This window comes from Pseudomonas bohemica, assembly GCF_002934685.1.
GTDB classification, from domain to species: Bacteria; Pseudomonadota; Gammaproteobacteria; order Pseudomonadales; family Pseudomonadaceae; genus Aquipseudomonas; species Aquipseudomonas bohemica.
Map to the genome: position 1 here is coordinate 179,027 of NZ_NKHL01000115.1, position 25,324 is coordinate 204,350.

The following is a 25,324-nucleotide window of genomic DNA, read 5'->3' on the forward strand; positions in this document are numbered from 1 at the left end:
ATCTGGAGCAACTGTCATGAAACGCAACATGAAAACTAACAAACTCATCTTCGGCCTCGCTTTCTCCATCCTGGCAACTAGCGCTTTCGCACTTCCAGCGGTGGACGCACACCAACAAGTGAATGCATCCGTAGTTGCCGAAAATGGTTCTTCCCATACCAACATCGGCCGCCTCGCTACTGACGGCGCGGACCATGTAGGCGCCAACCGGGTTGCTGCTGACGGCTCGGATCACGTAGGCGCTAACCGCGTTGCTGCTGATGGTTCGGACCACGTGGGCGCTAACCGCGTCGCTGCTGACGGCTCTGATCATGTGGGTGCAAATCGCGTTGCCGCTGATGGTTCTGACCATGTCGGTGCAAATCGTGTAGCTGCTGATGGCGCTGACCATGTTGGTGCAAATCGTCTCGCTGCTGATGGCGCTGATCACGTGGGTGCAAATCGCCTGAGCTGATTTTTCTGGCGGTTCTCTCCAGCCCGGCTTATGCCGGGCTTAGTTTTTTCTGCCGCCACATATCGTTACAAGCGCAGTGGCTTATGGGCTTCTCATTGAGGCCAGCAATTTAATGCCCGTGAACAGCAAATTTCAGCATGATTGCAGCGTATCCCGTGGCATCAAGCAAGCTGATCGCAAAAAAATTCAAAACCACATAACTTCAAATCTGTCAATAGCATGCTTTGCCATTTTTGACAAAAATCGCCCCATTTCGAATCAAAATCCGCTGGAGCGCTTTAAAAACGGGCGCTGCGGCCAACTATCATTTTCGCCGATGATCGTTAGCAACCTTGTTAACTTCTACTTAATCCATGCGCGCGTAAACTTAGCTCCATACCCAAGTGAAGAAAATTATTGAACTTCTGTGGAGCTAACATCATGAAAACTTCGAACCTGGTATTTGCTTTTAGTCTGTCGATTCTGGCGTCGAGCGCATTCGCTCTGCCTGTTTCGGATACTCACGCTGTATTGAACGGCAATGTTGTAGCCGAGGGCGGTTCTTCTCACACCAATGCCTCTCACACTGGCAGCTATCGTCAGGCTTCTGATGGTTCCGATCACGTTGGTGCCAACCGCTTGGCCTCTGACGGCGCTGACCGCGTAGGCAACAACCGTCAGGCTGCCGATGGCGCTGACCATGTCGGCGCCAACCGCCTGGCCTCCGATGGCGCCGACCGCGTAGGCAACAACCGTCAGGCTGCCGATGGCGCTGACCACGTCGGTGCCAACCGCCTGGCCTCTGACGGCGCCGACCGCGTAGGCAATAACCGCGTCAGCTGATTCCCGCTTTACACGTTCCACCTCCCGAAACTCCCTTTGTAGCCCGACTGATGTCGGGCTTTTTTTGGCATTTTTTCAGGCTCCGCCTTTTTTACCCACCAATCCCTGCAAGCTCTGGCATCCCGTTCCAATGCCTTGCACTATGGTCAGCTCGACAACCGACAGGCAGTCATCCCTGTCGGCTCAACCGCTCAGGAACCGCCGCCATGTCAGACGATATCCATTTCTACGAACCTTCCAAGGGGCACGGTTTGCCCCACGACCCATTCAACGCCATCGTCGGCCCGCGCCCCATCGGCTGGATCTCCTCCCACGACGCACAGGGCAAGCTCAATCTCGCGCCCTACAGCTTCTTCAACGCCTTCAACTATGTTCCGCCGATCATTGGCTTCTGCAGCATCGGTCGAAAAGACAGCCTGAACAACATCGAACAGACCGGCGAATTCGTCTGGAACCTGGCTACCCGCCCGCTCGCCGAACAAATGAACATGAGCTGTGCCGCAGTGGCGGCCGACGTCAACGAGTTCGAACTGGCCAATCTCACAGCCGAACCCTCGCGTATCGTCTCGGTTCCACGAGTGAAGGAAACGCCGGTGGCGTTCGAATGCAAAGTGACGCAAATCGTCCAGTTGCAACGCGCCGATAAAGAGGTCGTGCCGAGCTGGTTGATTCTGGGAGAAGTGGTGGCGATTCATATCGCCAAACGGCTTCTCAAGGATGGCATCTATGACACCGCAGCCGGGGAGCCAATCCTGCGGGGTGGCGGCCCGGCAGATTATTTCCAGCTGAGCCCCGAATCGCTGTTCAAAATGTACCGGCCAAAAGCCTGATCAATCCTGAGCGAACATCAGCTCGCCTTCAGACGTCACGTCGATCAAGCGCTCCAGTTCCTCGACAGCGGCTTGATCGGCGGCCAGCGCGGTCTTGAACTTCTGATCCTGAAGCACCCGATGGAAAGTAGGCGCGCCTCCTGCGTCCAGGCCCTTGACCGCGATCGCTGCGCTGTAGCCTCCATCACCGGGAACGGCGGCGGAAACGGCTTCGTAATGCTGGAATTCTTTGCGTGCCATGTAAGGAACATCCTGCCTGAAAAGGGAAAGGCGCGGATTTTAAACCGTCGATCATGGTTTGGGGCCAGTGGTGCCTGATTCTGATTCTGGCCCAAGGGCGTAGCGGTCCGCAGCGAGAAAGCGCTCAGCCCGCCATCCGCGCGCTTGCAGCCTCAATCGCCGCCTCGCCTTGGGCTATTGTCACGTTGGCGAACGTCTGAAAATCCAGGTGGCTCACCAACCCCTCGGTAACAAGCTCTGAAAAGATATTCAGCTCCGGCGCAGCGAACCAGTCGCTCATCGCCGATTTATCTGCCCACAGCCCGCTGATCACCCACACATCGTCTTCGGTCATGGATTTCTGCAAAGCAAAGTGCAGGCACCCGGCGGCCCTGGCGGACGTGCTGCTCAGCGTGTTCAGACGCGCGCCTAATTGCGCACTGTTTCCAACGCTGGCGCGAAGGGTTACCAGGTGGGTCACGAAGGGAGTGCTATGCATGATCTGGGCTCCTTTTGATCAGCCGCAATCAAAGAACACGCTGCGGCCAGGAGTGAAGATTAGAGGCCAGGGCGCAATGCCCGATAGCCAATTACTGCCCGGTTATTGCCTCATTCTGCGCAAGTGTCGTGCAATAACGAGCCCTCACGGCTAAGACCTGAGGGCTCGCAGTCGGGACTTTCAAGCAATCGGCCCTGCTGGGCAGCGCGTTTCATCGGTCAATAGATGACCATGCTGCAGAATCAGGCAATCATCCGACAGGATTCGCATAACGCATGCGCTTGCACAAAAATAAGCTGTATCGCATCAATGCTTCGCCAGAGGAGTTCTCCATGTTGCCAACTGCTGCGGCTGCCGCCATGCCGGACGCCATGCCAGGCACGTTGCCTATCCCCGAACTGAGCGCTCACATGGAGCAACAGCGTGCCGAACTCGCGGAGCTGATCCGCCGCCACGCGCCCACCGATGGCAGCTTCCAAACCGTGATCAAGTCGTTGTTCATGGTTCGTCATGATCGCCCGTTGCAGTCGGTGCCAGGTCTTGTGCAGCCAGCGCTGTGCATCATGGCCCAAGGCCGCAAGGACGTGACGCTGGGTGGCGAACTGTTCACCTACGACCCGCTGAACTATCTGGTGCTGTCGGTGGCGCTGCCCATCAGCGGCAAGGTCATCCATGCCACGCCCGAAGATCCGCATCTGGCCATGCGCCTGGACATCGATCCAGCTGACATCAATGCGCTGATCGCGGAAGCCGGTCCCATGAGCGTGCCAACGCGCCCCAGCGGTCGCGGGATGTATGTCGAGCGAATCGACTCGCAGTTGCTGGATGCGGTGATTCGCCTGATTCGCCTGCTGGACAGTCCAAAAGACATCCCGATGCTGGCGCCGCTGATCACCCGCGAAATCCTTTACCGCCTGCTGCGCGGCAGTGAGGGCTATCGGCTGTACGAAATTGCAATCGCCAATTGTCAAACCCATCGCGTGACCCAAGCGATCAAGTGGCTGAACGACAATTTCCAGCAACCGTTGCGCATCGAGGAACTCGCTCGGGAGGTAAACCTCAGCGTCTCTACGCTGCACCACCGTTTCAAGGCCGTGACGGCCATGAGCCCGTTGCAGTATCAGAAACAGCTGAGATTGCAGGAAGCCCGGCGCCTGATGCTGGCCGACGGGCTCGAGGCGTCGGCAGCCGGTTACCGGGTGGGCTACGAGAGCCCGTCTCAGTTCAGCCGCGAATACAGTCGTCTGTTCGGCGCGCCCCCCTTGCGGGACTTGGCGCGCTTGCGCAAAACCATCTGATCAGAGCGCACGCACCACGTGCTTGATCTCCTGAAACGCCTGCATGCCCCACGGCCCCAGCTCGCGACCCAGGCTGCTCTGCTTGTAACCACCCCAAGCGGTCTGCGGGAAGATCACCTGCGGCGCGTTGATCCAGACCAGCCCGGCCTGTAACGCATTCGCGACGCGATCGGCTGTTTCACTGTCGCCGCTGACCACGCTGGCCACAAGCCCGAACCGGGTGTCGTTGGCCAGCGCGATCGCCTCGGCCTCGCTGCTGAAGCCGCGCACACAAAGCACCGGACCGAAGATCTCGTCGCGCCACAGCGCGCTGTCCAGAGGGACTTCAGTGAACACGGCAGGCTCCAGGAAGTAACCGCGAGGTTGTGCGGCCGGACGTTTGCCACCGCACAGAAGATACGCGCCAGCCTCCCTCCCGGCTTCGATGTGGTCGATCACTCGCTGATACTGCGCCTGATTGACCAACGGCCCCATCTCGGTGTCGTCTTCCAGAGGTCCGGCAACCTTGATCGACCGAGCCTTGGCGACAATGCGCTGCAGAAACGGCTCCAATAGCTCCTGCGCCACCAGTACCCGACTGGTGGCCGAGCACATTTGGCCGGCGTTAAAATAACCGCCACCACTGGCCAGCTCCACCGCCAGATCCAGGTCGGCGTCAGCCATGACCAGCAACGACGATTTACCACCCAGTTCCAGACTCACACCTTTCACCGTTTCCGCCGCGCGCTGCATTACTTGCACGCCAACCGCATTGCTGCCAGTGAAGGAGACCTTGGCGATACCGGGGTGTGCGGACATCGGCGCGCCGACCGCCAGACCGGTGCCGCAGATTACGTTGAATACCCCCGTCGGCAAGCCGCTGGCGGCAATGATCTGCGCCAGTTCCAGCTCTGCCAACGGGGTGACTTCCGAGGGCTTGAGCAGCACGCAGCAACCGGCTGCCAGCGCTGGGGCCAGCTTCCATGCGGTGGTGACCATCGGGAAGTTCCACGGCACGATCAAACCGACCACACCACAAGGCTCTCGACGCAGGCGGGCGTCGAAGGCTTCGCTCGGCAGTTCGACCGCGCGATTCTGCTGGCCATCGGCAGCTTCGGCCAGATCGGCGTAATAGCTGAACGTGGCGATCACATCATCGACATCGATACCCGCCTCGAAAGTTGGCTTGCCGTTATTGCTCGACTGCAGCGCCATCAGGCGCTCGCGACGTGCGGCAACGCCGCTGGCGATCCGGCGCAAGATCAACGCCCGTGTTGCACCCGTGGTTTTCGACCAGGCGTCGAACGCCGCCTGCGCGGCGTGCACTGCCTCATCCACCGCCCGCGCATCGCCGCCCGTGACGATCGCCAACCGCTCTTCAGTGCAAGGATTGGTCACCGTCAATTGCTCGCCACCCGAGCACCATTGCCCGTCGATGTACAGACCTGCCAAAACCGGACTCGACACTGTCGCCTCACTCATGATGCTTTCAATCCATTCATCCAGCCGCGCTGGTCGATTTCGATGACGCTCGGCCCCTGACGATCTTTCGCTGAATTCAGGGCGGCTTTCAATTGCTCCACGCCACTGACCGCTGCGGCGGCGCAGCCCAGCGCCTTGGCAACGCCGATGAAATCGGGGGTGTAGATGTCTACACCGACCGGCTCGATGGCCCGGTTGAGCATGTATTTCTTGATCTCCTCGTAACCCTGGTTATTCCACAGCAGGACGATGATGGGCGTGCGCGCCTCGACCGCGCTGGCCAGTTCCGACAGGGTGAATTGCAGACCGCCATCACCGATCAGGCAGGCCACGGGGTTGCGCTCGCCAGCGTCCTGACTGCCGAGCCAGGCACCGATCGCAGCCGGCAAGGCGTAGCCGAGGGTGCCGTAGCCGGTGGACGAGTTGAACCAGCGCCGCGGCTTGTCCAGATCGAGCGTCAGATTGCCGGTGTAGACAGGCTGGGTCGAGTCGCCAACGATGACCAACTCGGGAAGAATTTCCAGCACGGTTTGCAGGAAAAGGGTCTGCCCGCGCGTTGCTTCATCCCATGAGGCGTGCAGAGTGGCTTTCAGCGCGGCGGCGCGTTTGCGACCCCAGTCTGCTTCGCGTTCGGCCAGGTCGTGCTCGTCCAATGCCGCCAGTAGGGCTTCAGCGGCCATTTTCGAATCGGACACCAGCGCCACCTTCGGCGGGAAATTGCGCACTGTCTGGTCAGGGTCGATATCGATGCGCAGCAATGTGCCAGGAATCTTGAAGTGGCCCTGGAACGTGATGTCGTAATCGGTTTCCGCCAATTCAGTGCCAATCGCCAGCACTGCATCGGCGCCTTCGATGATTTCGCGGGTGGGGTCGAGGGACTGCGTCGAACCGATCAAGAGCGGGTGGCTGGATGGCAGCATGCCCTTGGCATTGATGGTCAGCGCGACAGGCGCGTCCAGTTTCTCGGCCAGTTGCGTCAGCGCCGCAGCGGCATCGATGGCGCCGCCACCGGCCAGGATCAAGGGACGTTTGGCGCTGGCCAAAAGCGTAGCCATCTGTTTGATCGCGCAAGGCGCAGGCCCGGCGCGGGTAATCGACACCGGCTGGCTATCGAGCAGGTCGTCGGCGTTTTCCACCAGCACGTCCAAAGGGATTTCAATGTGCACGGGGCGCGGACGGCCGGCCTGAAACAGCGCGAAAGCGCGGCCCAGGACCGATGGCAATTCCGCAGCGGACATCAAGGTATGCGAAAACGCGGCGACCCCTGCGATCAGTGCCCCTTGCGATGGCAATTCATGCAGCTTGCCGCGACCGCCGCCCAGTTGACTGCGCGACTGCACGCTGGAAATCACCAGCATCGGAATCGAATCGGCGTAAGCCTGACCCATTGCGGTGGTGATGTTGGTCATGCCGGGACCGGTAATGATGAAGCACACGCCCGGCTTGCCGCTGGTGCGTGCATAGCCATCGGCCATGAAACCGGCGCCCTGCTCGTGGCGCGGGGTGACGTGATTGATCGAAGAGCTGGCCAGCCCGCGGTACAGCTCCACGGTATGCACACCGGGTATGCCGAAGACCTGCTCAACGCCATACCCCTCAAGTAACCTGACCAATACTTCGCCGCATGTTGCCATGTCTGGACCTTCATTCGTTCGTGGAATCGCTTTCGAAGGCGCCCGCCGGGCTACGCCTGGAGCGCTGCATGGCGATCATTGGAACCGCGTGGCGATACCGGTGACAACGCAAAAAATGTCATGCTTAGCCATGTTCTCAGATCATGCCTGCGCCTACCCATGAAACGCCTGCCGCCCCTGCCCGCTCTACACACCTTTCTGATCACGGCGCGATGCTGCAATTTCACGCGGGCGGCGCAATTGCTGCACATCACCCAAGGCGCTGTCAGTCGACAGATTTCCGGCCTGGAAAGCCACTTGGGGTATCGGCTGTTCCATCGCCAGGCGCGGGGGTTGAGTCTGACTGCACAGGGCCGTGAGTTTTTTCCGCGTATCGAGCATGTCTTTGGCCTGATTGAAGAAGCGGTGGATCACCTGGAAACCGGCCAGCAAACCTTGCAACTCAAGGCGCCCACCTGCATTACGCGCTGGCTTTTGCCGCGCTTGTTGCAATGGCAGAAAGAGCGCCCCGATGTGCCGGTCGAATTGACCACTACTATTGCCCACGACGTGGATTTCCGGCGCGAACGGTTTGACGCGGCTGTCGTTTATGGTGGATATCCCGACGATTCGCCGCACGTTCACCACCTGTTTGACGAACAGCTGACACCGGTCTGCGCACCGTCGCTGCTCGCGGGCGCTCAGCCGCTGGAACGATTCGAGGATCTGGACCAGCACATGCTGCTGCATCCCACGCTCGATGAGCAGGATTGGGCGCACTGGTTGAAGGCAGCGGGGACCCGCCTGGGTAATGTCGGCAAAGGTCAGCACTTCGACACCATGGACCTGGCGATGACCGTTGCCTCTCAAGGGTCAGGCATTGCCATGGGCGACTGGTCGCTGATCGGCGAGGACCTGCGCGCGGGGCGCTTGATTACCCCGTTCGATCTCAGGGTGAAGACAGGCGCAGGGTATTACTTTGTCTATCCCACGCGCACGGAATCGACGCCACAGCTGCGCGAGTTGCTGGACTGGCTGCTGGCAGAAGCCGCCGCGCGTAACCGATAGCGGTGGCGCGCCGACCCGGCCTGATCACCAAATCGTCGCCCCGTCCGGCCGCCGATAAAAACATTCAATGCCTGTCGTTAGGCCAGGACCGGAATAGCGACCTACACTCACCTCATCCGCAAAAAAATAATTTTTAACCGGATCGAGGTACGCGTCATGAGAACCACAATAAAAAGACAATGCGTTTATGTCGTTGCTGTCGTTACGGTGCTGAGCATCTATGCGGCGGGTGCCTACAGAATCGAGCAACTTCGCCAATCACCGCGCATGGCGGTGGTGTGCACCATCGGCCACTGCGTGCCTGCGGATGCCAGCTTCAGCGCACTGCGATGATCGCTATTCAGGCTGGATGAATCGATTGAGCCAGCTATCGAATAGCAAACTAACGGATTAGACTGGACGCACTTTTTCCCGCAGAAAGTTTGGCGGGTCGACCTGTCAGTTCGAGTTCTTGTTCGTGACCAGCCTCAATCAAACCCGCCCGGACATCCGCAGCATTCTCTTTGCGCTGATGATGGCCGTCTTTTTGAGCGCGCTGGACCAAACCATTGTTGCGGTCTCGATGCCCGCCATTTCTGCTCAATTCCAGGATTTCGACCTGCTGGCCTGGGTCATTTCTGCCTACATGGTGGCGCTGACTGTCGCCGTACCGATTTACGGCAAGCTGGGCGACCTTTATGGGCGACGCCGTCTCATGCTGCTCGGATTGGGCGTGTTCACCCTCGCTTCGCTGTTCTGCGCGATGGCGCAAAGCATGGAACAACTGGTACTGGCGCGGGTGCTGCAGGGCATCGGTGCGGGCGGGATGGTATCGGTCAGTCAGGCAATCATTGGCGACATCGTGCCCCCGCGCGAACGAGGTCGCTACCAAGGCTATTTCAGCAGCATGTACGCGGCCGCCAGCGTGGCTGGACCAGTGCTTGGCGGGTTCATGACCGAGTACCTGTCCTGGCGCTGGGTTTTCATCATCAATCTGCCATTGGGCTTCCTGGCCTGGTGGGTCGCCCGGCAGACGCTCATCGGCCTGCCGGTGCCGCAGCGTAAACCGATCATCGATTATCCAGGCACGCTATTGATGATCGTCGGCCTCACCGCCTTGCTGCTCGGCATCACTGAAATCGGCCAGGGCCACAGCTGGCGCGATCAGCATGTGTTGGGGCAACTGAGCGTGGCATTGCTGGCGCTGGTGTTTTTCGTGCTTTACGAGCGCCGCACCCGCGAGCCGCTGCTGCCCATGCACCTGTTCACCAACCGCAGCGCGGTGTTGTGCTGGTGCACGATTTTTTTCACCAGTTTTCAGGCGATCTCGTTGATCGTTCTGCTGCCCCTGCGCTTCCAGACCGTGACCGGCGGCGGCGCGGACAGCGCAGCGCTGCACCTGATGCCCTTGGCGATCGGCATGCCCATTGGGGCCTACTTCGGTGGCCGACGCACGTCTCTCACAGGTCGCTACAAACCGATCATCCTGACCGGCGCGCTGTTGATGCCGCTGGCCATTCTGGGGATCGCCTTCACTCCACCCCATTCGGCGATCCTCACCGGCGTGTTCATGGTGCTGGCCGGTATCGCCTGTGGGTTGCAGTTTCCGACCTCGTTGGTGGGCACGCAGAACTCGGTCGAGATGAAGGACATGGGTGTGGCAACCAGCACCACCAATCTGTTTCGCTCGCTGGGCGGTGCGGTGGGTGTCGCCAGCATGTCGGCCGTACTGCTGGCGATGCTTGCGGGTTCCGGTCTGGAGCAGATCGACGGCAGCACGATAGGCGGTAAACGCGGTTCGGGGAATCTGCTGATGGACAGCCTGCACGCGGTGAGCGGTCCGGCGCTGGTCCTGTTGCGTGGGCAACTGTCGATGACCTTCCAGCATTTGCTGATGACCAGTGCCGCGGTCTCGCTGCTTGGTCTGGCTGCAGCCCTGGCGATGCCGAATCATCTGCTGCGTGGGCGGGAAGATAAGGATCGCTGACGTTGATCTGTAGGAGCGCGCTTGCCCGCGAGCCATTGGGCCAGGCTATAACTCTTCCCTGGTCAAACCGGCCTCTCGCGGGCAAGCGCGCGCCTACAGGTTGGAGGCGAACACAGAAAAAAATCAGCCGCTGTAATACCCTACCGCTACCAGAAAATGCCCAACTTTGCGCATGTAAGCGTGCTTGTGCTCGTCCTTGCCGGTCACGGGATTACGCCACAGGTATTCGTATTCGCCTTCGGGCTGCTTCTTGATCTTCTCCAGCATCGGGATTCCGACAGGTTTGCCTTCCGGGTCCTTGACCTTGCTGAAGTCGGTGTTGACCAGACGCAGATTGGTGCCGTGGGCGACGTAGCGTTTGCTGTCCGTATCGACGACGAACACATACAAATCATCTTGGAGAAATCCGCCCTTGAGGCTGTTTATCGCTTCGACCGTGTTGGGCTCATCCTGCGCCAGCGCTTTCGATGCCTTGTCCAGTAACGCTTTGGCCTGTTCCGCCGTGGCCCGAGGCAGGTAATAGCCCACGGCCAGGATGCGATTGCCCACGCGCTCGAAATACACGCGCTTGCGCTCGATCTTGCCATCGCGCCAATTCTCCCAGCGGTATTCGGCCTGCTGGATACCGGCGCTTTCCGGGGTCTGCAACACGTCCTTGAAGGCCTTTTGCAGCGCGGGGTCCAGCACCGAAGAGATGTCGCGTCCGATCAGCACGACAGACGGCCCGCCACTGGCGAGCATCACGCCGTTGGTGTCGGTGACGAACACATATCGCTCACCATCGACGAACTCCCCCTGGCGACTGAATTCGGCGAGCGCCTTGTCGCCTACCTGCCGGTAATGGGTGACGGCCTTTTCCAGTAGCCCTTTTGCCGCTGCCGCCTCCTGAGCTTCGTCCGCCGCCAGCACCCGGCCTGCACAAACGCAGGCAAGCGCAGCGATCACGAATGTTTTCCACGTACCACATTTCGAAACGACTGGCATTGCGCTTACTCCGTTCTTATTGATTTGCGAGCAAGCTTAGACGGGAGGAGGCAATAGGGAAGTATTCGGACGCCGGATCTGCGCTTGATGGACTGTCGCTTTGCTGAATGCCCATAAGGATCTGAGTAAAGGCTAAGTAAACCATCTGTTCAAGCGGCACGAACAAATGTATAGATGCAGGCTGCGCGCCACACGGTTATAGTCGCCTGCCTGAAGAGTAAGCCGAATATGCCTTGCGCAGGATCGAGCATCTACCACTCATCCGTTAGTCGCGCCCGTCGCCGACTCGGGAGCAGGGTCTCGCAACGCGTAACTGTAGCGGAGCATGTCCAGAACGGTATCGACCAGGCGTTCGGCGTCTCTGGACAGCTGAAAACTGTCCGGTACCAGCAACCACTGGCCGAGAATGCCATGTACATAAGCATGCAGACAGATCGCCCCTCGTTGAGGGTTGAGGTCAGCGGGTAATTGCCCTTGGCGTATCGCATTGCTCAACCCCAGGGAAATGCGTTCGTTGGCATCGAGCCAGACAAATTGGCGCTGACGCCGCATGTCACACATTTCATCGGTGAATTCGAATTTATGAAACAGAATTTCATTGATGCGGCGGGTTTTCGGGTCCGTAGCAACTTGCTGAAACAAGTGAACCAGAAGCTTTCTCGTCCACCCGAGTGGATCGGTTTCTTCAGCGCTTTCGCTGGCGCGGGCCATTTCTTCCAGTGGCTCATGCAGGCTGTCGAGCATCGCCTGCACCAGATCGGCCTTGTTGCTGAAGTGCCAGTAGATGGCCCCACGCGTCACTCCCGCCAGCGTCGCGATGTCTGCCAGAGTCGTGCGCGCCACGCCACGATCGTAAAAAGCTCGCTCGGCGGCTTCGAGAATCTGCCTGCGCGTTTCTTGAGCTTCTTCTTTCGTGCGACGAACCATGGCAGTAAAACCTCAATGAAAATGCTTCAGGCTCTCTGCTCGAATGGCCTGAACAGCATGCCGGGCGGCCTTTGTATTGCCTTGTCCCGGATCCGCAATCGATACCCCCGGTGCGTTCGAGTGTCGCAGCCGTGGGTGTTTACAAACAACCGTGAACGTAAGTATATTCATTAGCTTGCTACTTATCCAGCCGGAAACCATTTAACGCCCCTTACAACTTCTCATGAGCCCAGCTCCTGACCCGAGGATCTTCATGCAATTCAAGCCAGCTGTTACCGTACTGGTCACTGCCGCCGCCCTGGCATCGCTGCTCAGCGGATGCAGTAAAAAGGAAGACGCGGCTGCGGCTGCACCACCGCCCCCTCAGGTCGGCGTCGTGACCCTCCAGCCCCAGCCTTACACGCTGGTCTCCGACCTGCCCGGCCGCACCACTGCCTATCGCGTTGCGGAAGTGCGTCCCCAGGTCAACGGCATCATTCTCAAGCGCCTGTTCACTGAAGGTACGGACGTAAAAGCCGGCCAGCAGCTGTATCAGATCGACCCTGCCGTGTATGAGGCCAACCTCAATAGCGCCAAGGCGACCTTCGATGCGACCAACTCGCTGGCAGGTCGCTACAAGCAGTTGATCAACGAGCAGGCCGTCAGCCGCCAGGAATACGACACCGCCGTCGGCAATGCCCGCGAAGCTCAGGCCGCCGTGCAGACCGCCGAGATCAATCTGCGCTATACGAAGGTGTATGCACCGATTTCCGGTCGCATAGGTCGTTCGCTGGTCACCGAGGGTGCGCTGGTGAGTAATGGCCAGACCGATGCGATGGCAACCATTCAACAACTCGACCCTATTTATGTGGACGTGGTGCAGTCGTCGACCGAGTTGCTGCGTCTGCGTCGCGAGCTGGAAAGCGGCAAGCTGCAGAAAGCCGGTGACAACGCTGCCAAGGTCAAGCTGACCCTGGAAGACAACAGCCAATACCCGGTAGACGGCAAGCTGGAATTCTCCGAAGTTTCCGTTGACCAGACCACAGGCTCGGTCACCCTTCGCGCTGTTTTCCCGAATCCCAACCACACGTTGCTTCCAGGCATGTTCGTGCACGCGCGTCTGCAATCGGGCGTTAACGAGAAGGCGATTCTGGTGCCGCAGCAAGGCGTCACCCGTGACCTGAAAGGCGTTCCGACTGCGCTGGTCGTCAATCAGGACAACAAGGTGGAGCTACGCACACTTGTCGCCAATCGCACCAGCGGCGCTGACTGGGTGGTGGAGAAAGGCCTCAATCCAGGCGATCGCGTGATCACCGAAGGCCTGCAGTACGTCAAGCCGGGCGCCGAAGTGAAGGTAGCGGAAGCCGCCAACATCAAGCCTGCCGCGCCGGCTCCCGCCCAAGGGAGTAATTGATCCATGTCGAAGTTTTTCATCGACCGTCCCATTTTCGCGTGGGTAATTGCCCTCGTGATCATGCTGGTCGGGGCTCTATCGATCCTCAATCTGCCGATCAACCAGTACCCGGCCATTGCGCCACCGGCCATCGCGATCCAGGTGACCTACCCGGGTGCGTCCGCACAGACCGTGCAGGACACCGTGGTACAGGTTATCGAGCAGCAGATGAACGGCATCGACAACCTACGCTATATCTCGTCGGAAAGTAACTCTGATGGCAGCATGACCATCACCGTGACTTTCAACCAGGGTACCAACCCGGATATCGCTCAGGTTCAGGTGCAGAACAAGCTCAACCTGGCCACCCCGCTGCTGCCTCAAGAGGTGCAACAGCAGGGCCTGCGCGTGACCAAGGCAGTGAAGAACTTCCTGTTGGTGGTCGGTCTGGTATCCGCAGACGGCAGCATGGGCAAGGAAGACTTGTCCAACTACATCGTGTCCAACATCCAGGATCAGATCGCCCGTACTCCGGGTGTAGGTGACTTCCAGGTGTTCGGTGCGCAGTACGCGATGCGCATCTGGCTCGACCCGGACAAGCTGAACAACTTCCAGCTGACTCCGGTTGACGTCAAGTCGGCCATCACTGCACAGAACGTTCAGGTGTCCTCCGGGCAGATCGGTGGTTTGCCAGCGGTCAAGGGCCAGCAGCTCAACGCGACCATCATCGGCAAGACTCGTCTGCAGACCTCCGAGCAGTTCGGCAACATCCTGCTCAAGGTCAATCAGGATGGCTCTCAAGTACGCTTGAAAGACGTCGCCAGCATTGGTCTGGGCGGCGAAAACTACAGTATTGATGCGCAATACAATGGTAAGCCGGCGTCAGGTATCGCAATCAAACTGGCTACCGGCGCGAACGCACTGGACACCTCCAAGGCCATTCGCGACACCATCGGTCGTCTGGAACCGTTCTTTCCACCGGGCATGAAAGTCGTCTACCCATATGACACCACCCCAGTGGTGAAAGAATCGATCAGCGGGGTAGTACACACCCTGGGTGAAGCGATCATTCTGGTGTTCCTGGTGATGTACCTGTTCCTGCAAAACTTCCGCGCCACCATCATCACCACGATGACCGTGCCGGTGGTACTGCTGGGGACCTTCGGTATCCTCGCCGCGGCCGGCTTCACCATCAACACCTTGACCATGTTCGGCATGGTGCTTGCGATCGGTCTGTTGGTGGACGATGCGATCGTTGTGGTGGAAAACGTCGAGCGGGTGATGGCCGAGGAGCACTTGTCTCCCCGAGACGCCACGCGCAAGTCCATGGAACAGATTCAGGGCGCTCTGGTAGGTATCGCCATGGTGCTGTCGGCGGTACTGCTGCCAATGGCATTCTTTGGTGGATCCACCGGTGTGATCTATCGACAGTTCTCGATCACCGTGGTGTCCGCGATGGCGCTCTCGGTACTGGTCGCATTGGTCTTCACCCCGGCCCTGTGTGCGACGCTGCTCAAGCCGATCGATTCCGAAAAACACGGTCAGCCGCGCAAAGGTTTCTTCGGCTGGTTCAACCGCACGTTCGATCGCGGTGTATTGAGCTACGAGCGTGGTGTCGGCAACATCATCCGTCACAAAATCCCGGCGTTCCTCGTCTACCTGCTGATCTTCGGCGGCATGATCTGGATGTTCACTCGCATTCCGACGGCGTTCCTGCCTGAAGAAGACCAGGGCATCATCTTCGCGCAGGTGCAGACGCCACCCGGCTCGACCGCCGAGCGGACTCAAGACACCCTGGACAAGATGCGCGAATACCTGGTGACCGATCCGGGCGTCAATTCCGTATTCTCGATCAACGGCTTCAACTTCGCAGGCCGTGGACAGAGTTCCGGTCTGGCATTCGTGATGCTCAAGTCATGGGAAGATCGTGACTCGTCCAACAGCGTGTTCGAAGTGGCCAAACGGGCTCAGGCCCACTTCTTTGGCTTCCGGGACGCGATGTCTTTTGCCGTTGTTCCACCCGCGGTACTGGAGCTGGGTAACGCTACCGGTTTCGACCTGTATCTGCAGGATCAGGCGGGTCTGGGCCACGAGAAGCTCATGCAGGCACGTAACCAACTGTTGGGCCTGGCCTCGCAGAGCAAGGTGCTGGCCGGTGTGCGCCCTAACGGTCTGACCGACGAACCGCAATACCAGTTGATCATCGATGACGAAAAAGCCCGCGCCCTCGGCGTGACCCAATCCGACATCAACACCACGCTGTCGGTGGCGATGGGCGGTAGCTACGTCAACGACTTCATCGACCGCGGGCGGGTGAAGAAGGTGTACATCATGGGTAATGCAAAATCCCGGATGAGCCCTGAAGACCTGAAGAAGTGGTACGTGCGTAACGCCAGCGGCACCATGGTTCCGTTCGACGCTTTCGCCGGCGGCGAGTGGGTGTACGGATCGCCGAAACTGTCGCGTTACAACGGTGTTCCAGCGGAAGAAATCCTCGGTACTCCAGCCCCTGGTTACAGTACCGGTCAGGCGATGGCGGAAATCGAGAAACTGTCGCAGCAACTGCCGCAGGGTATCGGCTACTCCTGGACCGGCCTGTCGTTCGAAGAGCGGCTCTCCGGCTCGCAGGCCCCGGCGCTGTATGCGATTTCGGTGCTCGTCGTGTTCCTGTGTCTGGCGGCACTGTACGAGAGCTGGTCGATTCCGATCGCTGTTCTGCTGGTGGTTCCGCTCGGTGTGATCGGTGCGCTGATGGCAACCAGCCTGCGCGGCCTGTCCAACGACGTGTTCTTCCAGGTGGGCCTGTTGGTGACAGTGGGTCTGGCGGCGAAGAACGCCATTCTCATCGTCGAGTTCGCCAAAGAGCTGCATGAACAGGGCAAGTCGCTGATGGATGCGGCGGTGGAAGCATGCCGGATGCGTCTGCGTCCGATCGTGATGACGTCGATGGCGTTCATCCTCGGCGTGGTGCCACTGACGATCTCCAGCGGTGCAGGTTCGGGCAGTCAGCATTCGATCGGTACCGGCGTGATCGGCGGTATGATCACCGCTACCATTCTGGCGATCTTCTGGGTGCCGCTGTTCTTCGTATCGGTATCCGGATTGTTCAAGAGCAAACAGAAACACATCCCACACGATGAGGCTGGCCAATGAGCAAGTCCCTGATCTCTCTGGCAGTTACCGCGTTCGTACTTAGCGGCTGCTCGTTGATCCCTGATTACACGCAGCCCGCGGCCCCCGTGGCCGCCCAGTATCCGCAAGGCCCGGCGTACGCGCCGGCCGAAGCGGCCAACCAGGCAGCCGCTGAACAAGGCTGGCGCCAGTTCTTTCATGACCCGGCGCTGCAACAGTTGATTCAGACGTCGCTGAGCAATAACCGCGATCTGCGTGTCGCGGCGCTGAATATCGACGCCTACCGGGCACAGTACCGCATCCAGCGTGCGGACCTGTTCCCGGCAGTGTCCGTCGATGCTTCCGGTACCCGTCAGCGGGTGCCAGCAGACCTGTCGCAGACCGGCCGGGAGGGCATCACCAGCCAGTACTCGGTCGGCCTGGGCGTCAGCGCCTATGAACTGGACCTGTTCGGCCGCGTGCGCAGCTTGAGCGAGCAAGCCCTGGAAACTTACTTCGCCGGCGAAGAGGCCCGTCGCAGCACACAGATCAGCCTGGTGGCCAACGTCGCCAACGCTTATCTGACCTGGCAGGCGGACAAGGAGCTGCTGAAGCTGACCCAGGACACCCTCGGCGCCTTCGAAGAAAGCTTGCGGCTGACCTCGCGCAGCAACGAAGTCGGCGTCGCCTCGGCGCTGGATCTGGCGCAGTCGCGCACGTCGGTGGAAAGCGCCCGCGTCAAACTGGCGCAATACCAGCGTCTGGTCGCGCAAGATGAAAACAACCTGGTCCTGCTGCTGGGCACTGGGCTGCCAGCCAACCTGCCAGCTTCGCAACCGCTGAGCGCCGACATGCTCAACGAATTGCCGGCCGGTCTGCCATCGGAGCTGCTGCAACGCCGTCCGGACATCCTCCAGGCCGAGCATAGTCTGAAGGCAGCCAATGCCAACATCGGCGCGGCACGTGCAGCGTTCTTCCCGAGCATCAGCCTGACCGCCAGTGCCGGGACTGCCAGCAGTGATCTGAGCGGCCTGTTCAAGGGCGGTTCGGGCTCCTGGCTGTTCGAGCCACAGATCAATCTGCCGATCTTCAACGCGGGCAGCCTGCGTGCGAGCCTGGATTACTCGAAGATCCAGAAGGACATCGGCGTCGCCAACTACGAGAAGGCGATTCAGACGGGCTTCCAGGAAGTCTCCGACGGTCTGGCCGCACGCAAGACCTTCACCGATCAGCTCAAGGCGCAGAACGACTTCGTCAACGCCAACCAGGACTACTACCGCCTGGCAGAGCGTCGCTACCGCATCGGCATCGACAGCAACCTGACCTTCCTCGATGCCCAGCGTCAGTTGTTCAGTGCGCAACAATCGTTGATCACTGATCGTCTGTCGCAGCTCAACAGTGAGGTGAACCTCTATCGGGCGCTGGGTGGCGGCTGGTACGAGCAAACCCCGAAGGGCGATAAAAAGCCGACCTCGGGTGATGTCCCGGAAACGCGGATGTTCTGATTCGACGTTCGATAAAAAACCCACCATTTGGTGGGTTTTTTTATGGGTGTCGGATGTGGCGCTGGTTTGTGTGTATATCCGTTGTTTGCGTTGGCGCTAATATCGATTCCGCTCTTACAGCGGGTCACTTTCGAAAAGCGCTTTGGCCACTTTTGTTGCTCTTACAAAATTGACCCGCTGTAAAAAGCGGAACCATGAGTCGCAGTTACCGCAGACATGGATATACACGCCATCTCAACGCCAACTCAGCTCAACAAAAACTCATTAACGCGCCAGGCAAACACATCACCCAACTCAACGCTGGAAAGATGCGCCGCGTAGAAATCCGAAAGCTGGGCCCCATGAATATGGTTTTGCAGATAATGCCCATCCTCAACCGTCGTCACAGCGTCATGACTGCCACAAATCACCAATGTATCAACCGCAATCGAACCCACTTGGCCGCGGAAATCCGCATCACGCACCGCCGCGCAGCACGCCGCGTACCCCACTGGTGAAGTTGCCGCCAACACATCAGTCACCGCCTTGACCTTGTCGACATGATCACGGGCAAACTCCGGCGTGAACCAACGCCCTACAGCGCCAGCCCCCAGCTCCAGCATCGCCTGCTGTCCACCCTTCTCTACCGCTTCAATTCGGGGGTTCCAAGTGTCAGGTCCACCAATCTTCGCAGCGGTGTTGCACAAAACCAGCTTGTGCAACCGGTCACTGGCATGAATACCCAGCCACTGACCGATCAGGCCCCCCATGGACAGGCCACAAAAATGCGCGCGCTTGATCTCCAACGCATCGAGCAACCCCAGCACATCGCGGCCCAGTTGCTCGATGTTGTAAGGGCCGTGACTCACCCCAGACTTGCCGTGGCCACGGGTGTCGTAACGCAAGACCCGGAACGACTTGCTGAACGAAGCGATCTGCGCATCCCACATGTGCAGATCAGTACCCAGAGAATTGGACAGAACAAGCACCGGAGCATCCGTGGGACCCTCGATCTCGTAATGCAGTTGACCGTCTTGAAGTTGTACGAATGCCATGGCAGCTCCCTTGTTATCGAGCACTTGCGAGGATGTCATTGAAGAACATCGATGACGCGCGCCCGGTTGCAGGCGCGCGCAACGGGATCAATGGTCTTCATGCAGGTAGTCCGGCTTCTTCGGCAACCGCAGGCTGAAGAGGAAGGCGATCGCCATCATGCCCGTCACGTACCAGTAGAAGATGTTTTCCGACCCCATGTTTTTGAAACTCAGCGCAACGAATTCCGCCGAACCACCGAAGATGGCATTGGCCACGGCGTACGCCAGGCCCACTCCCAATGCACGCACATGCACCGGGAACATTTCGGCTTTCACCAGGCCGCTGATGGAGGTGTAGAAACTGACGATGGCCAGTGCCAGCGTGATCAGGATGAACGCCATGATCGGGCTGGTCGTGGTCTTGAGCGTCATCAGCAACGGTACGGTGCAGATTGTGCCCAGACCACCGAACCAAAGCATCGAAGCGCGACGGCCGATTTTGTCCGCCAGGATACCGAACACCGGTTGCATGCACATATAGAGAAACAGCGCGCCGGTCATGATGTAACTGGCGACCTTGGCGTCCATGTGCACGGTGTTCACCAGGTATTTCTGCATGTACGTAGTGAAGGTGTAGAAAATCAACGAGCCACCGGCGGTGTAACCCAGCACGGTAATGAACGCGCGTTTGTGATCACGGAACAGCGCGGACATGCTGCCGGCGTCCTTGTCCTGACGCACTTCGGCAGTGGTGGTTTCCTTGAGCGAGCGACGCAGCAGCAAGGAGATCACTGCAGCGATGGCGCCCACCACGAACGGGATGCGCCAGCCGTAGGCTTTCAGCTCATCGGCACTGAGAAACTGCTGCAGGATGACCACGGTCAGCACCGCCAGCAATTGACCGCCGATAAGCGTCACGTACTGGAACGAGCCGAAGAAACCCCGTTGCCCCCGCAACGCGACCTCACTCATGTACGTGGCCGTAGTGCCGTACTCGCCACCCACCGACAAGCCCTGAAACAGCCGCGCGATCAACAGCAGAAACGGCGCCCAGGCCCCGATTGCCGCGTAGGTCGGCAGACAGGCGATGACCAACGAGCCAGCGCACATCATCAGGACCGAGATCATCATCGAGTTCTTGCGGCCATGTTTGTCGGCCACCCGGCCAAACAGCCAGCCACCAATCGGGCGCATCAAAAAGCCCGCGGCGAAGACGCCAGCGGTGTTGAGCAGCTGTACGGTCGGGTCATCGGACGGGAAGAAAGCCGGTGCGAAGTAGATCGCGCAGAAGGCATAGACATAGAAGTCGAACCATTCCACGAGGTTGCCCGAAGAGGCGCCCACAATCGCAAAAATCCGTTTGCTCCTTTCTTCTCCGGTGTAGTGAGTCGTTGTCATTATTTTTTCCCCAGTTTTATAAAGACCAGCCTAAAGCGTGAGTCTACGACATAACCTGAAACAGTTAGACTTAAGCAGTAACACTTCGACATCACAAGGACAACCACCCAAGCGATCAGTTGCCTTTTCGTGGAGGCAAGCGATGACTCGGGTGGTTGTTTTCAGACGTGTGTCGCTTATCTTTCTATCGCCAGGGCCAGGCCCTGTCCTACACCGACGCACATTGTCGCCAATGCTTTGCTGCCGCCGGTTTTCTCCAATTGATGCAACGCCGTCAGCACCAGCCGCGCCCCGCTCATGCCCAACGGGTGGCCCAGCGAAATGGCACCGCCGTTCGGATTGACCTTGGATGAATCGTCGGCGATGCCCAGTTCGCGCATCACTGCCAGCCCCTGGCTGGCGAAGGCTTCGTTGAGTTCGATCACATCGAAATCAGAAACCGCCAGGCCAAGGCGCTCGACCAGCTTGCGTACGGCCGGGACCGGACCGATGCCCATCACCCGCGGCTCGACCCCGGCACTGGCCATGCCCAACACGCGAGCGCGAGGGGTCAGGCCATGTTTCTTGACCGCTTCGGCCGAGGCCAGGATCAACGCCACGGCACCATCATTCAGACCCGCTGCATTACCGGCGGTGACCGTCTTGCCGGAACCATTGACAGGCTTGAGTTTGCTCAGCGCTTCGAGACTGGTGTCTGCACGCGGGTGTTCGTCCTTGTCGACGATGGTTTCGCCCTTTTTATGGACAATGCGCACGGGCACGATCTCTTCGGCGAAGAAGCCATTGGCCTGGGCTGCGGCAGTGCGTTGCTGGCTGCGCAGGGCAAAGGCGTCCTGATCTTCACGGGAAACCTTGTAGTCTTCGGCGACGTTGTCGCCGGTCTGGGGCATGGTTTCCACGCCGTACTGATCTTTCATTTGCGGGTTGACGAAGCGCCAGCCCAGCGTGGTGTCTTCAAGCTTCTGACCGCGACCGAACGCAGCATCGGCCTTGCCCATGACGAAGGGCGCGCGGGACATGGACTCGACACCCCCGGCAATCGCCAGCTCCATTTCGCCCGACGCGATGGCCCTGAACGCGGAGCCGACAGCGTCCAGCCCCGAAGCGCATAGGCGATTGACGGTCACGCCCGGCACGGTTTCCGGCAGCCCGGCCAGCAGCGCGGCCATGCGCGCCACGTTGCGGTTGTCTTCACCGGCCTGATTGGCGCAGCCGAGGAACACCTCGTCGACTTCCTGCCAGTTCACTGATGGGTTGCGCTCGATCAGCGCCTTGATCGGCAGGGCCGCCAGATCGTCGGCGCGAACGGTCGCCAGCGCGCCGCCAAAACGGCCGATGGGGGTACGGATCGCATCGCAGATATACACATCGCGCATCATGCTTCTCCCGGTGCCTGACCGTGAGCGGCAGCGGTACGCGCCTCCAGATCACGCAGGGCAGACAGTTCATACTCGCTCGGCTCCTCGGACACGACTACATTGTCGGCGAAGCGCAGCTCCCAACCGGTGGCGGCGATCACTTGTTCACGCGTGACGCCCGGATGCAGTGCGGTCACGACGAACTCATTGGTGCCCGCCTCGGGCTCCATGATGCACAGGTCGGTGATGATGCCGACGGGCCCCGCCCCCGGCAGCCCAAGGCGTTTGCGCGAATCCCCACCCTCGCCGTGACCGACCGAGGTGACGAAGTCCAGCTTGTTGACGAAGGCGCGGGAGGACTGCTTCAGAATGATCAGTACTTCCCTGGCCGAACCTGCGATCTCCGGTGCCCCGCCGGCGCCGGGCAGACGTACCTTGGGATTGTGGTAATCACCCACCACGGTGGTGTTGATGTTGCCGAAGCGGTCGACCTGAGCGGCACCCAGGAAGCCGACATCGACCCGGCCACCCTGCAGCCAGTAGCGGAAGATCTCGCTGGTGGACACCACGGTGTCAGCGGTTTCCGCCAGTTCGCCATCGCCAATGGACAGCGGCAGCACGTTGGGCTTGGCGCCAATCGGCCCGGACTCATAGATCAGCACGACATCAGGCGAAGATGTCAGGCGCGCCAGATTGGCGGCTTTGGATGGCAGGCCAATACCGACGAAGCAGACCGAGCCGTTCTTCAAGCGACGGGCAGCGGCTACGGTCATCATTTCACTGGTGGTGTAGGTCATTATTTTGCCTCCGAAGCGCGGGCCAGCTTGCTCTGGAACTCACTGAAATCAGGGGTGCCGTGGATGTATTCGTCGATCCAGGCCGAAAATGCCTCACGATCACGCCCGATCGGGTCCCACGCTTGATAGAAACGGTTGTCGCGCTCGTAGTAACCATGAGCGTAGGACGGATGCGCGCCGCCCGGTACGACGCAGACTGCGCTCAGAGCCCAGGTCGGCAGGACACACGCGTTCATTGGCGCGTTCAGGTCATCGACGATTTCTTCAACCGTGACGATGCAGCGCCTGGCAGACAAGGCCGCTTCTTTCTGCACACCGAGGATGCCCCACAACAGCACGTTGCCCTTACGGTCGGCTTTCTGCGCGTGGATCACGGTCACATCCGGGCGCACGGCAGGCACCGCGGCCAGCACCTCGCCGGTAAATGGGCAGGTGACGGATTTGATCAGCGGGTTGACCTTCGGCAGGTCGGAACCGGCGTAGGCACGTAGCACCGCGAACGGCAGGCCCGAGGCGCCGGCAACGTAAGCATTGGCCAAGTCGGCATGGCTGTGCTCTTCGATTTCCATCGGCTGCGGCCACTGTTTTTCAACGGCGTCACGCAGGCGATGCAACGAGCCGACACCAGGGTTACCACCCCACGAGAAAATCAGCTTTTTCGCACAACCCGCACCGATCAACTGGTCGTAGATCAGATCGGGGGTCATGCGGACCAGGGTCAGATCTTTCTTCCTCTGACGGATGATCTCATGACCAGCTGCTGTAGGAATCAGATGGGTGAAGCCTTCGAGCGCAACGGTGTCGCCATCGTTGACGAATTGCTTCACAGCATCGTGCAGGGAAAGAATTTCAGCCATGGGGTGCTCCAGGTTCAAAATCTCAATCGGTGAGCGGCACGTCGATCTGCGCCGGGATGCGATTCAGGTTATGCCTGAGCGTTATGCGGAACAATCCGATAATCGACTATCTGTTCGATAATCGAACGGAGAGTTGCGAAGGCAGAATCAGGTAAATAGTTGCGTACTCAGGTCTCGACTGGCGTCGAGCATGATCGGGAGAAATTTCTGCTCCAGCTCGTTGCGGCTCACCCGCGCCGCGCTGGTACTGACATTCAGCGCCGCCAGCACCTGACCCGAAGCGTCGTAAACCGGCACCGCAATCGAGCGCAGGCCCTGCTCGAGTTCCTGATCGACAATACACCAGCCCTGCTGACGAACCTGCTGCAAACATTCAAGCAATGCGTCGGCGGTGCGCAAGGTGCGGCTGGTCTTGGGTTGCAGGTCGACGTGATCGAGATATTCCTGCAACGAGACATCATCCAGCGCCGCCAGAAGAATCCGGCCCATAGACGTGCAGTACGCCGGCAGACGACCCCCTACCGCAAGGTCTACGGAAATGAGCCGCTGAGTCGTTGCCGACCGAGCGATATAAAGGATGTCATCGCCTTCGAGGGTGGCCATGTTACAGGCCTCGTGCAATTGATTGCTCATGCGGTCCAGGTACGGCTGGGAAGATACCGCCAGCGGCGTCGACGACAGGTACGCGTGGCCCAGGGTCAGTACTTTGGGCAGTAATGAATAGGTGCGGCCATCCGTGGTCGCGTACCCGAGTTTGATCAGGGTGTGCAGACACCGCCTCACGGCGGCACGAGGAATCTCGGTTCGATGGCTGATCTGCGCGATGGTCAGGTGCCGCTTGCGCTCCTGAAAGGCATGAATGACCGCCAAACCGCGCGCCAGCGATGTCATGAAGTCAGGATCACCCGTCAAGGCTTGAATCCGTTTGGCCGGAGACGCCACGATGGGCGGGGCCAGGGAAGCAAAGGAATTACGCAGTTGGTCGTTCATGTTGACACCGTTCGTCGTAGCCGTGGAGGCCGTCTGTAGCGCCACTCTCGCCTCTTTTAGATACACCGGCAAGGCAGATTTGGGCGATTATCGAACCACTGGCCGATAATCGCAATTGACCCGCCGCCCGGTTGCTTATACCTTTCACACGCCACCCGGTGGCTTCTTGGAAATACTGGTCAGGTACCCACTGAGAAGTCCCAGGCACGGCCTTGCTACCCGCAAGGCCGTTTTTATCTCCGCTTCTCGCTGCATCTTCAATTGTAGAATTCCAAATACATTTGCATTTACCGGACTGAACGACGCATAGAGGAATTACGTCGCCAGAATTCTGTCTCTGCCACACTGTTTATGACTAACAAAGTTTCGCGATAATTTTACTCGGCAAACTTCGGAACCTTCGTACAAGAAAACAGTATTTCTCCTCAGTTATTCAATTACAGCGCTCTCTACAGTTGACTCTTGTGATCTTCTTGGAGATAGTACCGGTCAATTGACGCGCTATAACGCCAAGGCGTGGGTGACGTCCATAGCTCAGTCGGGCATGGATCCAATCAACACGCTGCGTGCACTACCCGAGTGCACCGCCCGGCGATAGACGGGCCAGAAGCCTGGTCAATTCGCCAGCAGACTGGCAACCCGAAAGAAGAATGTAGCTACGACAGTTTTGTCGTTCTGGTGCGCGTAGCCGCATGTGACAGAAGTGTTCAATACCTCGTCCAGAACTGATCGCAAACGTTTAGCGCAGCTGATCGGTCAGGGGCATACGACACTTCCAGGCA

23 protein-coding genes are annotated in these 25,324 nt (G+C 59.3%); 11 read left to right on the plus strand and 12 right to left on the minus strand.

Annotation, left to right across the window (positions count from 1 at the left end; genetic code table 11):
• Positions 1-28 precede the first annotated feature (28 nt).
• From CE491_RS20575 to CE491_RS20585, 4 genes are all read left to right on the plus strand, one after another.
• Entirely contained in the window at positions 29-454 is a 426-nt protein-coding gene (locus CE491_RS20575) for a hypothetical protein (RefSeq protein WP_110950214.1), read from the plus strand.
• 118 nt (positions 455-572) lie between these two features.
• A complete protein-coding gene (locus tag CE491_RS30350; protein WP_199885190.1) occupies positions 573-854 on the plus strand; it encodes a hypothetical protein in 282 nt (93 codons plus the stop codon).
• Between the two features lie 20 nt (positions 855-874).
• Positions 875-1,276 carry a hypothetical protein gene (locus tag CE491_RS20580; RefSeq protein ID WP_110950174.1) on the plus strand — a complete coding sequence of 134 codons (402 nt, stop codon included), beginning with the start codon at positions 875-877 and terminating at the stop codon, positions 1,274-1,276.
• 206 nt (positions 1,277-1,482) lie between these two features.
• Positions 1,483-2,106, plus strand: coding sequence for a flavin reductase family protein (locus tag CE491_RS20585; RefSeq protein ID WP_110950175.1), 624 nt, complete (start codon positions 1,483-1,485; stop codon positions 2,104-2,106).
• On the opposite strand, the gene CE491_RS20590 is transcribed toward CE491_RS20585, so the two are convergent.
• The gene (locus CE491_RS20590) at positions 2,107-2,346 is read right to left on the minus strand and encodes a hypothetical protein (RefSeq protein WP_110950176.1); all 240 of its coding nucleotides are present in this window, start codon (positions 2,344-2,346) and stop codon (positions 2,107-2,109) included.
• Positions 2,347-2,470: 124 nt separating this feature from the next.
• The gene (locus CE491_RS20595; protein ID WP_110950177.1) at positions 2,471-2,824 is read right to left on the minus strand and encodes an antibiotic biosynthesis monooxygenase family protein; all 354 of its coding nucleotides are present in this window, start codon (positions 2,822-2,824) and stop codon (positions 2,471-2,473) included.
• 371 nt (positions 2,825-3,195) lie between these two features.
• Between CE491_RS20595 and CE491_RS20600 the strand changes: the two genes are divergently transcribed.
• Entirely contained in the window at positions 3,196-4,122 is a 927-nt protein-coding gene (locus CE491_RS20600; protein WP_234407641.1) for an AraC family transcriptional regulator, read from the plus strand.
• Here CE491_RS20600 and CE491_RS20605 read toward each other — a convergent pair whose 3' ends face one another.
• Positions 4,123-5,583 carry an aldehyde dehydrogenase family protein gene (locus tag CE491_RS20605; protein ID WP_110950178.1) on the minus strand — a complete coding sequence of 487 codons (1,461 nt, stop codon included), beginning with the start codon at positions 5,581-5,583 and terminating at the stop codon, positions 4,123-4,125.
• Positions 5,580-7,217, minus strand: coding sequence for a 5-guanidino-2-oxopentanoate decarboxylase (locus CE491_RS20610; RefSeq protein ID WP_110950179.1), 1,638 nt, complete (start codon positions 7,215-7,217; stop codon positions 5,580-5,582). Before CE491_RS20610 ends, CE491_RS20605 begins: the two co-directional genes overlap by 4 nt.
• Positions 7,218-7,376: 159 nt before the next feature.
• Between CE491_RS20610 and CE491_RS20615 the strand changes: the two genes are divergently transcribed.
• The 3 genes from CE491_RS20615 (at position 7,377) to CE491_RS20620 (ending at position 10,230) form a co-directional block, all read left to right on the plus strand.
• Entirely contained in the window at positions 7,377-8,264 is an 888-nt protein-coding gene (locus tag CE491_RS20615; protein WP_110950180.1) for a LysR substrate-binding domain-containing protein, read from the plus strand.
• 156 nt (positions 8,265-8,420) lie between these two features.
• A complete protein-coding gene (locus CE491_RS30355; protein ID WP_199885191.1) occupies positions 8,421-8,597 on the plus strand; it encodes a hypothetical protein in 177 nt (58 codons plus the stop codon).
• A 124-nt stretch (positions 8,598-8,721) separates the two neighbouring features.
• Positions 8,722-10,230, plus strand: a complete 1,509-nt coding sequence (locus tag CE491_RS20620) for an MDR family MFS transporter (RefSeq protein ID WP_110950181.1) — start codon at positions 8,722-8,724, stop codon at positions 10,228-10,230.
• 123 nt (positions 10,231-10,353) lie between these two features.
• Here the strand turns inward: CE491_RS20620 and CE491_RS20625 are convergent, their stop codons facing one another.
• Together CE491_RS20625 and CE491_RS20630 are read right to left on the minus strand one after the other, a co-directional pair.
• Positions 10,354-11,214, minus strand: a complete 861-nt coding sequence (locus CE491_RS20625; RefSeq protein WP_110950182.1) for a cache domain-containing protein — start codon at positions 11,212-11,214, stop codon at positions 10,354-10,356.
• 258 nt (positions 11,215-11,472) lie between these two features.
• Positions 11,473-12,141 carry a TetR family transcriptional regulator gene (locus CE491_RS20630; protein WP_110950183.1) on the minus strand — a complete coding sequence of 223 codons (669 nt, stop codon included), beginning with the start codon at positions 12,139-12,141 and terminating at the stop codon, positions 11,473-11,475.
• A gap of 253 nt (positions 12,142-12,394) precedes the next feature.
• Between CE491_RS20630 and CE491_RS20635 the strand changes: the two genes are divergently transcribed.
• Genes CE491_RS20635 through CE491_RS20645 form a run of 3 tightly spaced genes read left to right on the plus strand, consistent with a single transcriptional unit; the run spans position 12,395 to position 18,129 of the window.
• Complete coding sequence (locus tag CE491_RS20635) at positions 12,395-13,534, plus strand: efflux RND transporter periplasmic adaptor subunit (protein ID WP_110950184.1); 1,140 nt, start codon at positions 12,395-12,397, stop codon at positions 13,532-13,534.
• Between the two features lie 3 nt (positions 13,535-13,537).
• Positions 13,538-16,666 carry an efflux RND transporter permease subunit gene (locus CE491_RS20640; protein ID WP_110950185.1) on the plus strand — a complete coding sequence of 1,043 codons (3,129 nt, stop codon included), beginning with the start codon at positions 13,538-13,540 and terminating at the stop codon, positions 16,664-16,666.
• Positions 16,663-18,129, plus strand: coding sequence for an AdeC/AdeK/OprM family multidrug efflux complex outer membrane factor (locus CE491_RS20645; RefSeq protein WP_110950186.1), 1,467 nt, complete (start codon positions 16,663-16,665; stop codon positions 18,127-18,129). Before CE491_RS20640 ends, CE491_RS20645 begins: the two co-directional genes overlap by 4 nt.
• 245 nt (positions 18,130-18,374) lie before the next feature.
• Here CE491_RS20645 and pcaD read toward each other — a convergent pair whose 3' ends face one another.
• From pcaD to pcaR, 6 genes are all read right to left on the minus strand, one after another.
• The gene (gene pcaD / locus CE491_RS20650) at positions 18,375-19,163 is read right to left on the minus strand and encodes a 3-oxoadipate enol-lactonase (protein WP_110950187.1); all 789 of its coding nucleotides are present in this window, start codon (positions 19,161-19,163) and stop codon (positions 18,375-18,377) included.
• Positions 19,164-19,250: 87 nt separating this feature from the next.
• Positions 19,251-20,540, minus strand: a complete 1,290-nt coding sequence (locus CE491_RS20655) for an MFS family transporter (RefSeq protein ID WP_110950188.1) — start codon at positions 20,538-20,540, stop codon at positions 19,251-19,253.
• Between the two features lie 176 nt (positions 20,541-20,716).
• On the minus strand, positions 20,717-21,919 hold the full coding sequence (gene pcaF / locus CE491_RS20660) for a 3-oxoadipyl-CoA thiolase (protein ID WP_199885192.1): 1,203 nt from the start codon (positions 21,917-21,919) through the stop codon (positions 20,717-20,719).
• Positions 21,916-22,695: a CoA-transferase subunit beta gene (locus CE491_RS20665; RefSeq protein WP_110950190.1), complete on the minus strand. Its 780-nt coding sequence runs from the start codon at positions 22,693-22,695 to the stop codon at positions 21,916-21,918. The genes pcaF and CE491_RS20665 overlap by 4 nt, the downstream gene beginning before the upstream one ends.
• Entirely contained in the window at positions 22,695-23,552 is an 858-nt protein-coding gene (locus CE491_RS20670) for a CoA transferase subunit A (protein WP_110950191.1), read from the minus strand. The genes CE491_RS20665 and CE491_RS20670 overlap by 1 nt, the downstream gene beginning before the upstream one ends.
• A gap of 147 nt (positions 23,553-23,699) precedes the next feature.
• Entirely contained in the window at positions 23,700-24,542 is an 843-nt protein-coding gene (gene pcaR / locus CE491_RS20675; protein WP_110950192.1) for a pca regulon transcriptional regulator PcaR, read from the minus strand.
• Positions 24,543-25,324 lie beyond the last annotated feature (782 nt).

Coding starts and splice junctions, on each gene's coding strand:
- CE491_RS20575 (WP_110950214.1), top strand. CDS start 29: ATGAAAACTAACAAACTCATCTTCGGCCTCGCTTTCTCCATCCTGGCA.
- CE491_RS20580 (WP_110950174.1), top strand. CDS start 875: ATGAAAACTTCGAACCTGGTATTTGCTTTTAGTCTGTCGATTCTGGCG.
- CE491_RS20585 (WP_110950175.1), top strand. CDS start 1,483: ATGTCAGACGATATCCATTTCTACGAACCTTCCAAGGGGCACGGTTTG.
- CE491_RS20590 (WP_110950176.1), bottom strand. CDS start 2,346: ATGGCACGCAAAGAATTCCAGCATTACGAAGCCGTTTCCGCCGCCGTT.
- CE491_RS20595 (WP_110950177.1), bottom strand. CDS start 2,824: ATGCATAGCACTCCCTTCGTGACCCACCTGGTAACCCTTCGCGCCAGC.
- CE491_RS20600 (WP_234407641.1), top strand. CDS start 3,196: ATGCCAGGCACGTTGCCTATCCCCGAACTGAGCGCTCACATGGAGCAA.
- CE491_RS20605 (WP_110950178.1), bottom strand. CDS start 5,583: ATGAGTGAGGCGACAGTGTCGAGTCCGGTTTTGGCAGGTCTGTACATC.
- CE491_RS20610 (WP_110950179.1), bottom strand. CDS start 7,217: ATGGCAACATGCGGCGAAGTATTGGTCAGGTTACTTGAGGGGTATGGC.
- CE491_RS20615 (WP_110950180.1), top strand. CDS start 7,377: ATGAAACGCCTGCCGCCCCTGCCCGCTCTACACACCTTTCTGATCACG.
- CE491_RS30355 (WP_199885191.1), top strand. CDS start 8,421: ATGAGAACCACAATAAAAAGACAATGCGTTTATGTCGTTGCTGTCGTT.
- CE491_RS20625 (WP_110950182.1), bottom strand. CDS start 11,214: ATGCCAGTCGTTTCGAAATGTGGTACGTGGAAAACATTCGTGATCGCT.
- CE491_RS20630 (WP_110950183.1), bottom strand. CDS start 12,141: ATGGTTCGTCGCACGAAAGAAGAAGCTCAAGAAACGCGCAGGCAGATT.
- CE491_RS20635 (WP_110950184.1), top strand. CDS start 12,395: ATGCAATTCAAGCCAGCTGTTACCGTACTGGTCACTGCCGCCGCCCTG.
- CE491_RS20640 (WP_110950185.1), top strand. CDS start 13,538: ATGTCGAAGTTTTTCATCGACCGTCCCATTTTCGCGTGGGTAATTGCC.
- CE491_RS20645 (WP_110950186.1), top strand. CDS start 16,663: ATGAGCAAGTCCCTGATCTCTCTGGCAGTTACCGCGTTCGTACTTAGC.
- pcaD (WP_110950187.1), bottom strand. CDS start 19,163: ATGGCATTCGTACAACTTCAAGACGGTCAACTGCATTACGAGATCGAG.
- CE491_RS20655 (WP_110950188.1), bottom strand. CDS start 20,540: ATGACAACGACTCACTACACCGGAGAAGAAAGGAGCAAACGGATTTTT.
- pcaF (WP_199885192.1), bottom strand. CDS start 21,919: ATGATGCGCGATGTGTATATCTGCGATGCGATCCGTACCCCCATCGGC.
- CE491_RS20665 (WP_110950190.1), bottom strand. CDS start 22,695: ATGACCTACACCACCAGTGAAATGATGACCGTAGCCGCTGCCCGTCGC.
- CE491_RS20670 (WP_110950191.1), bottom strand. CDS start 23,552: ATGGCTGAAATTCTTTCCCTGCACGATGCTGTGAAGCAATTCGTCAAC.
- pcaR (WP_110950192.1), bottom strand. CDS start 24,542: ATGAACGACCAACTGCGTAATTCCTTTGCTTCCCTGGCCCCGCCCATC.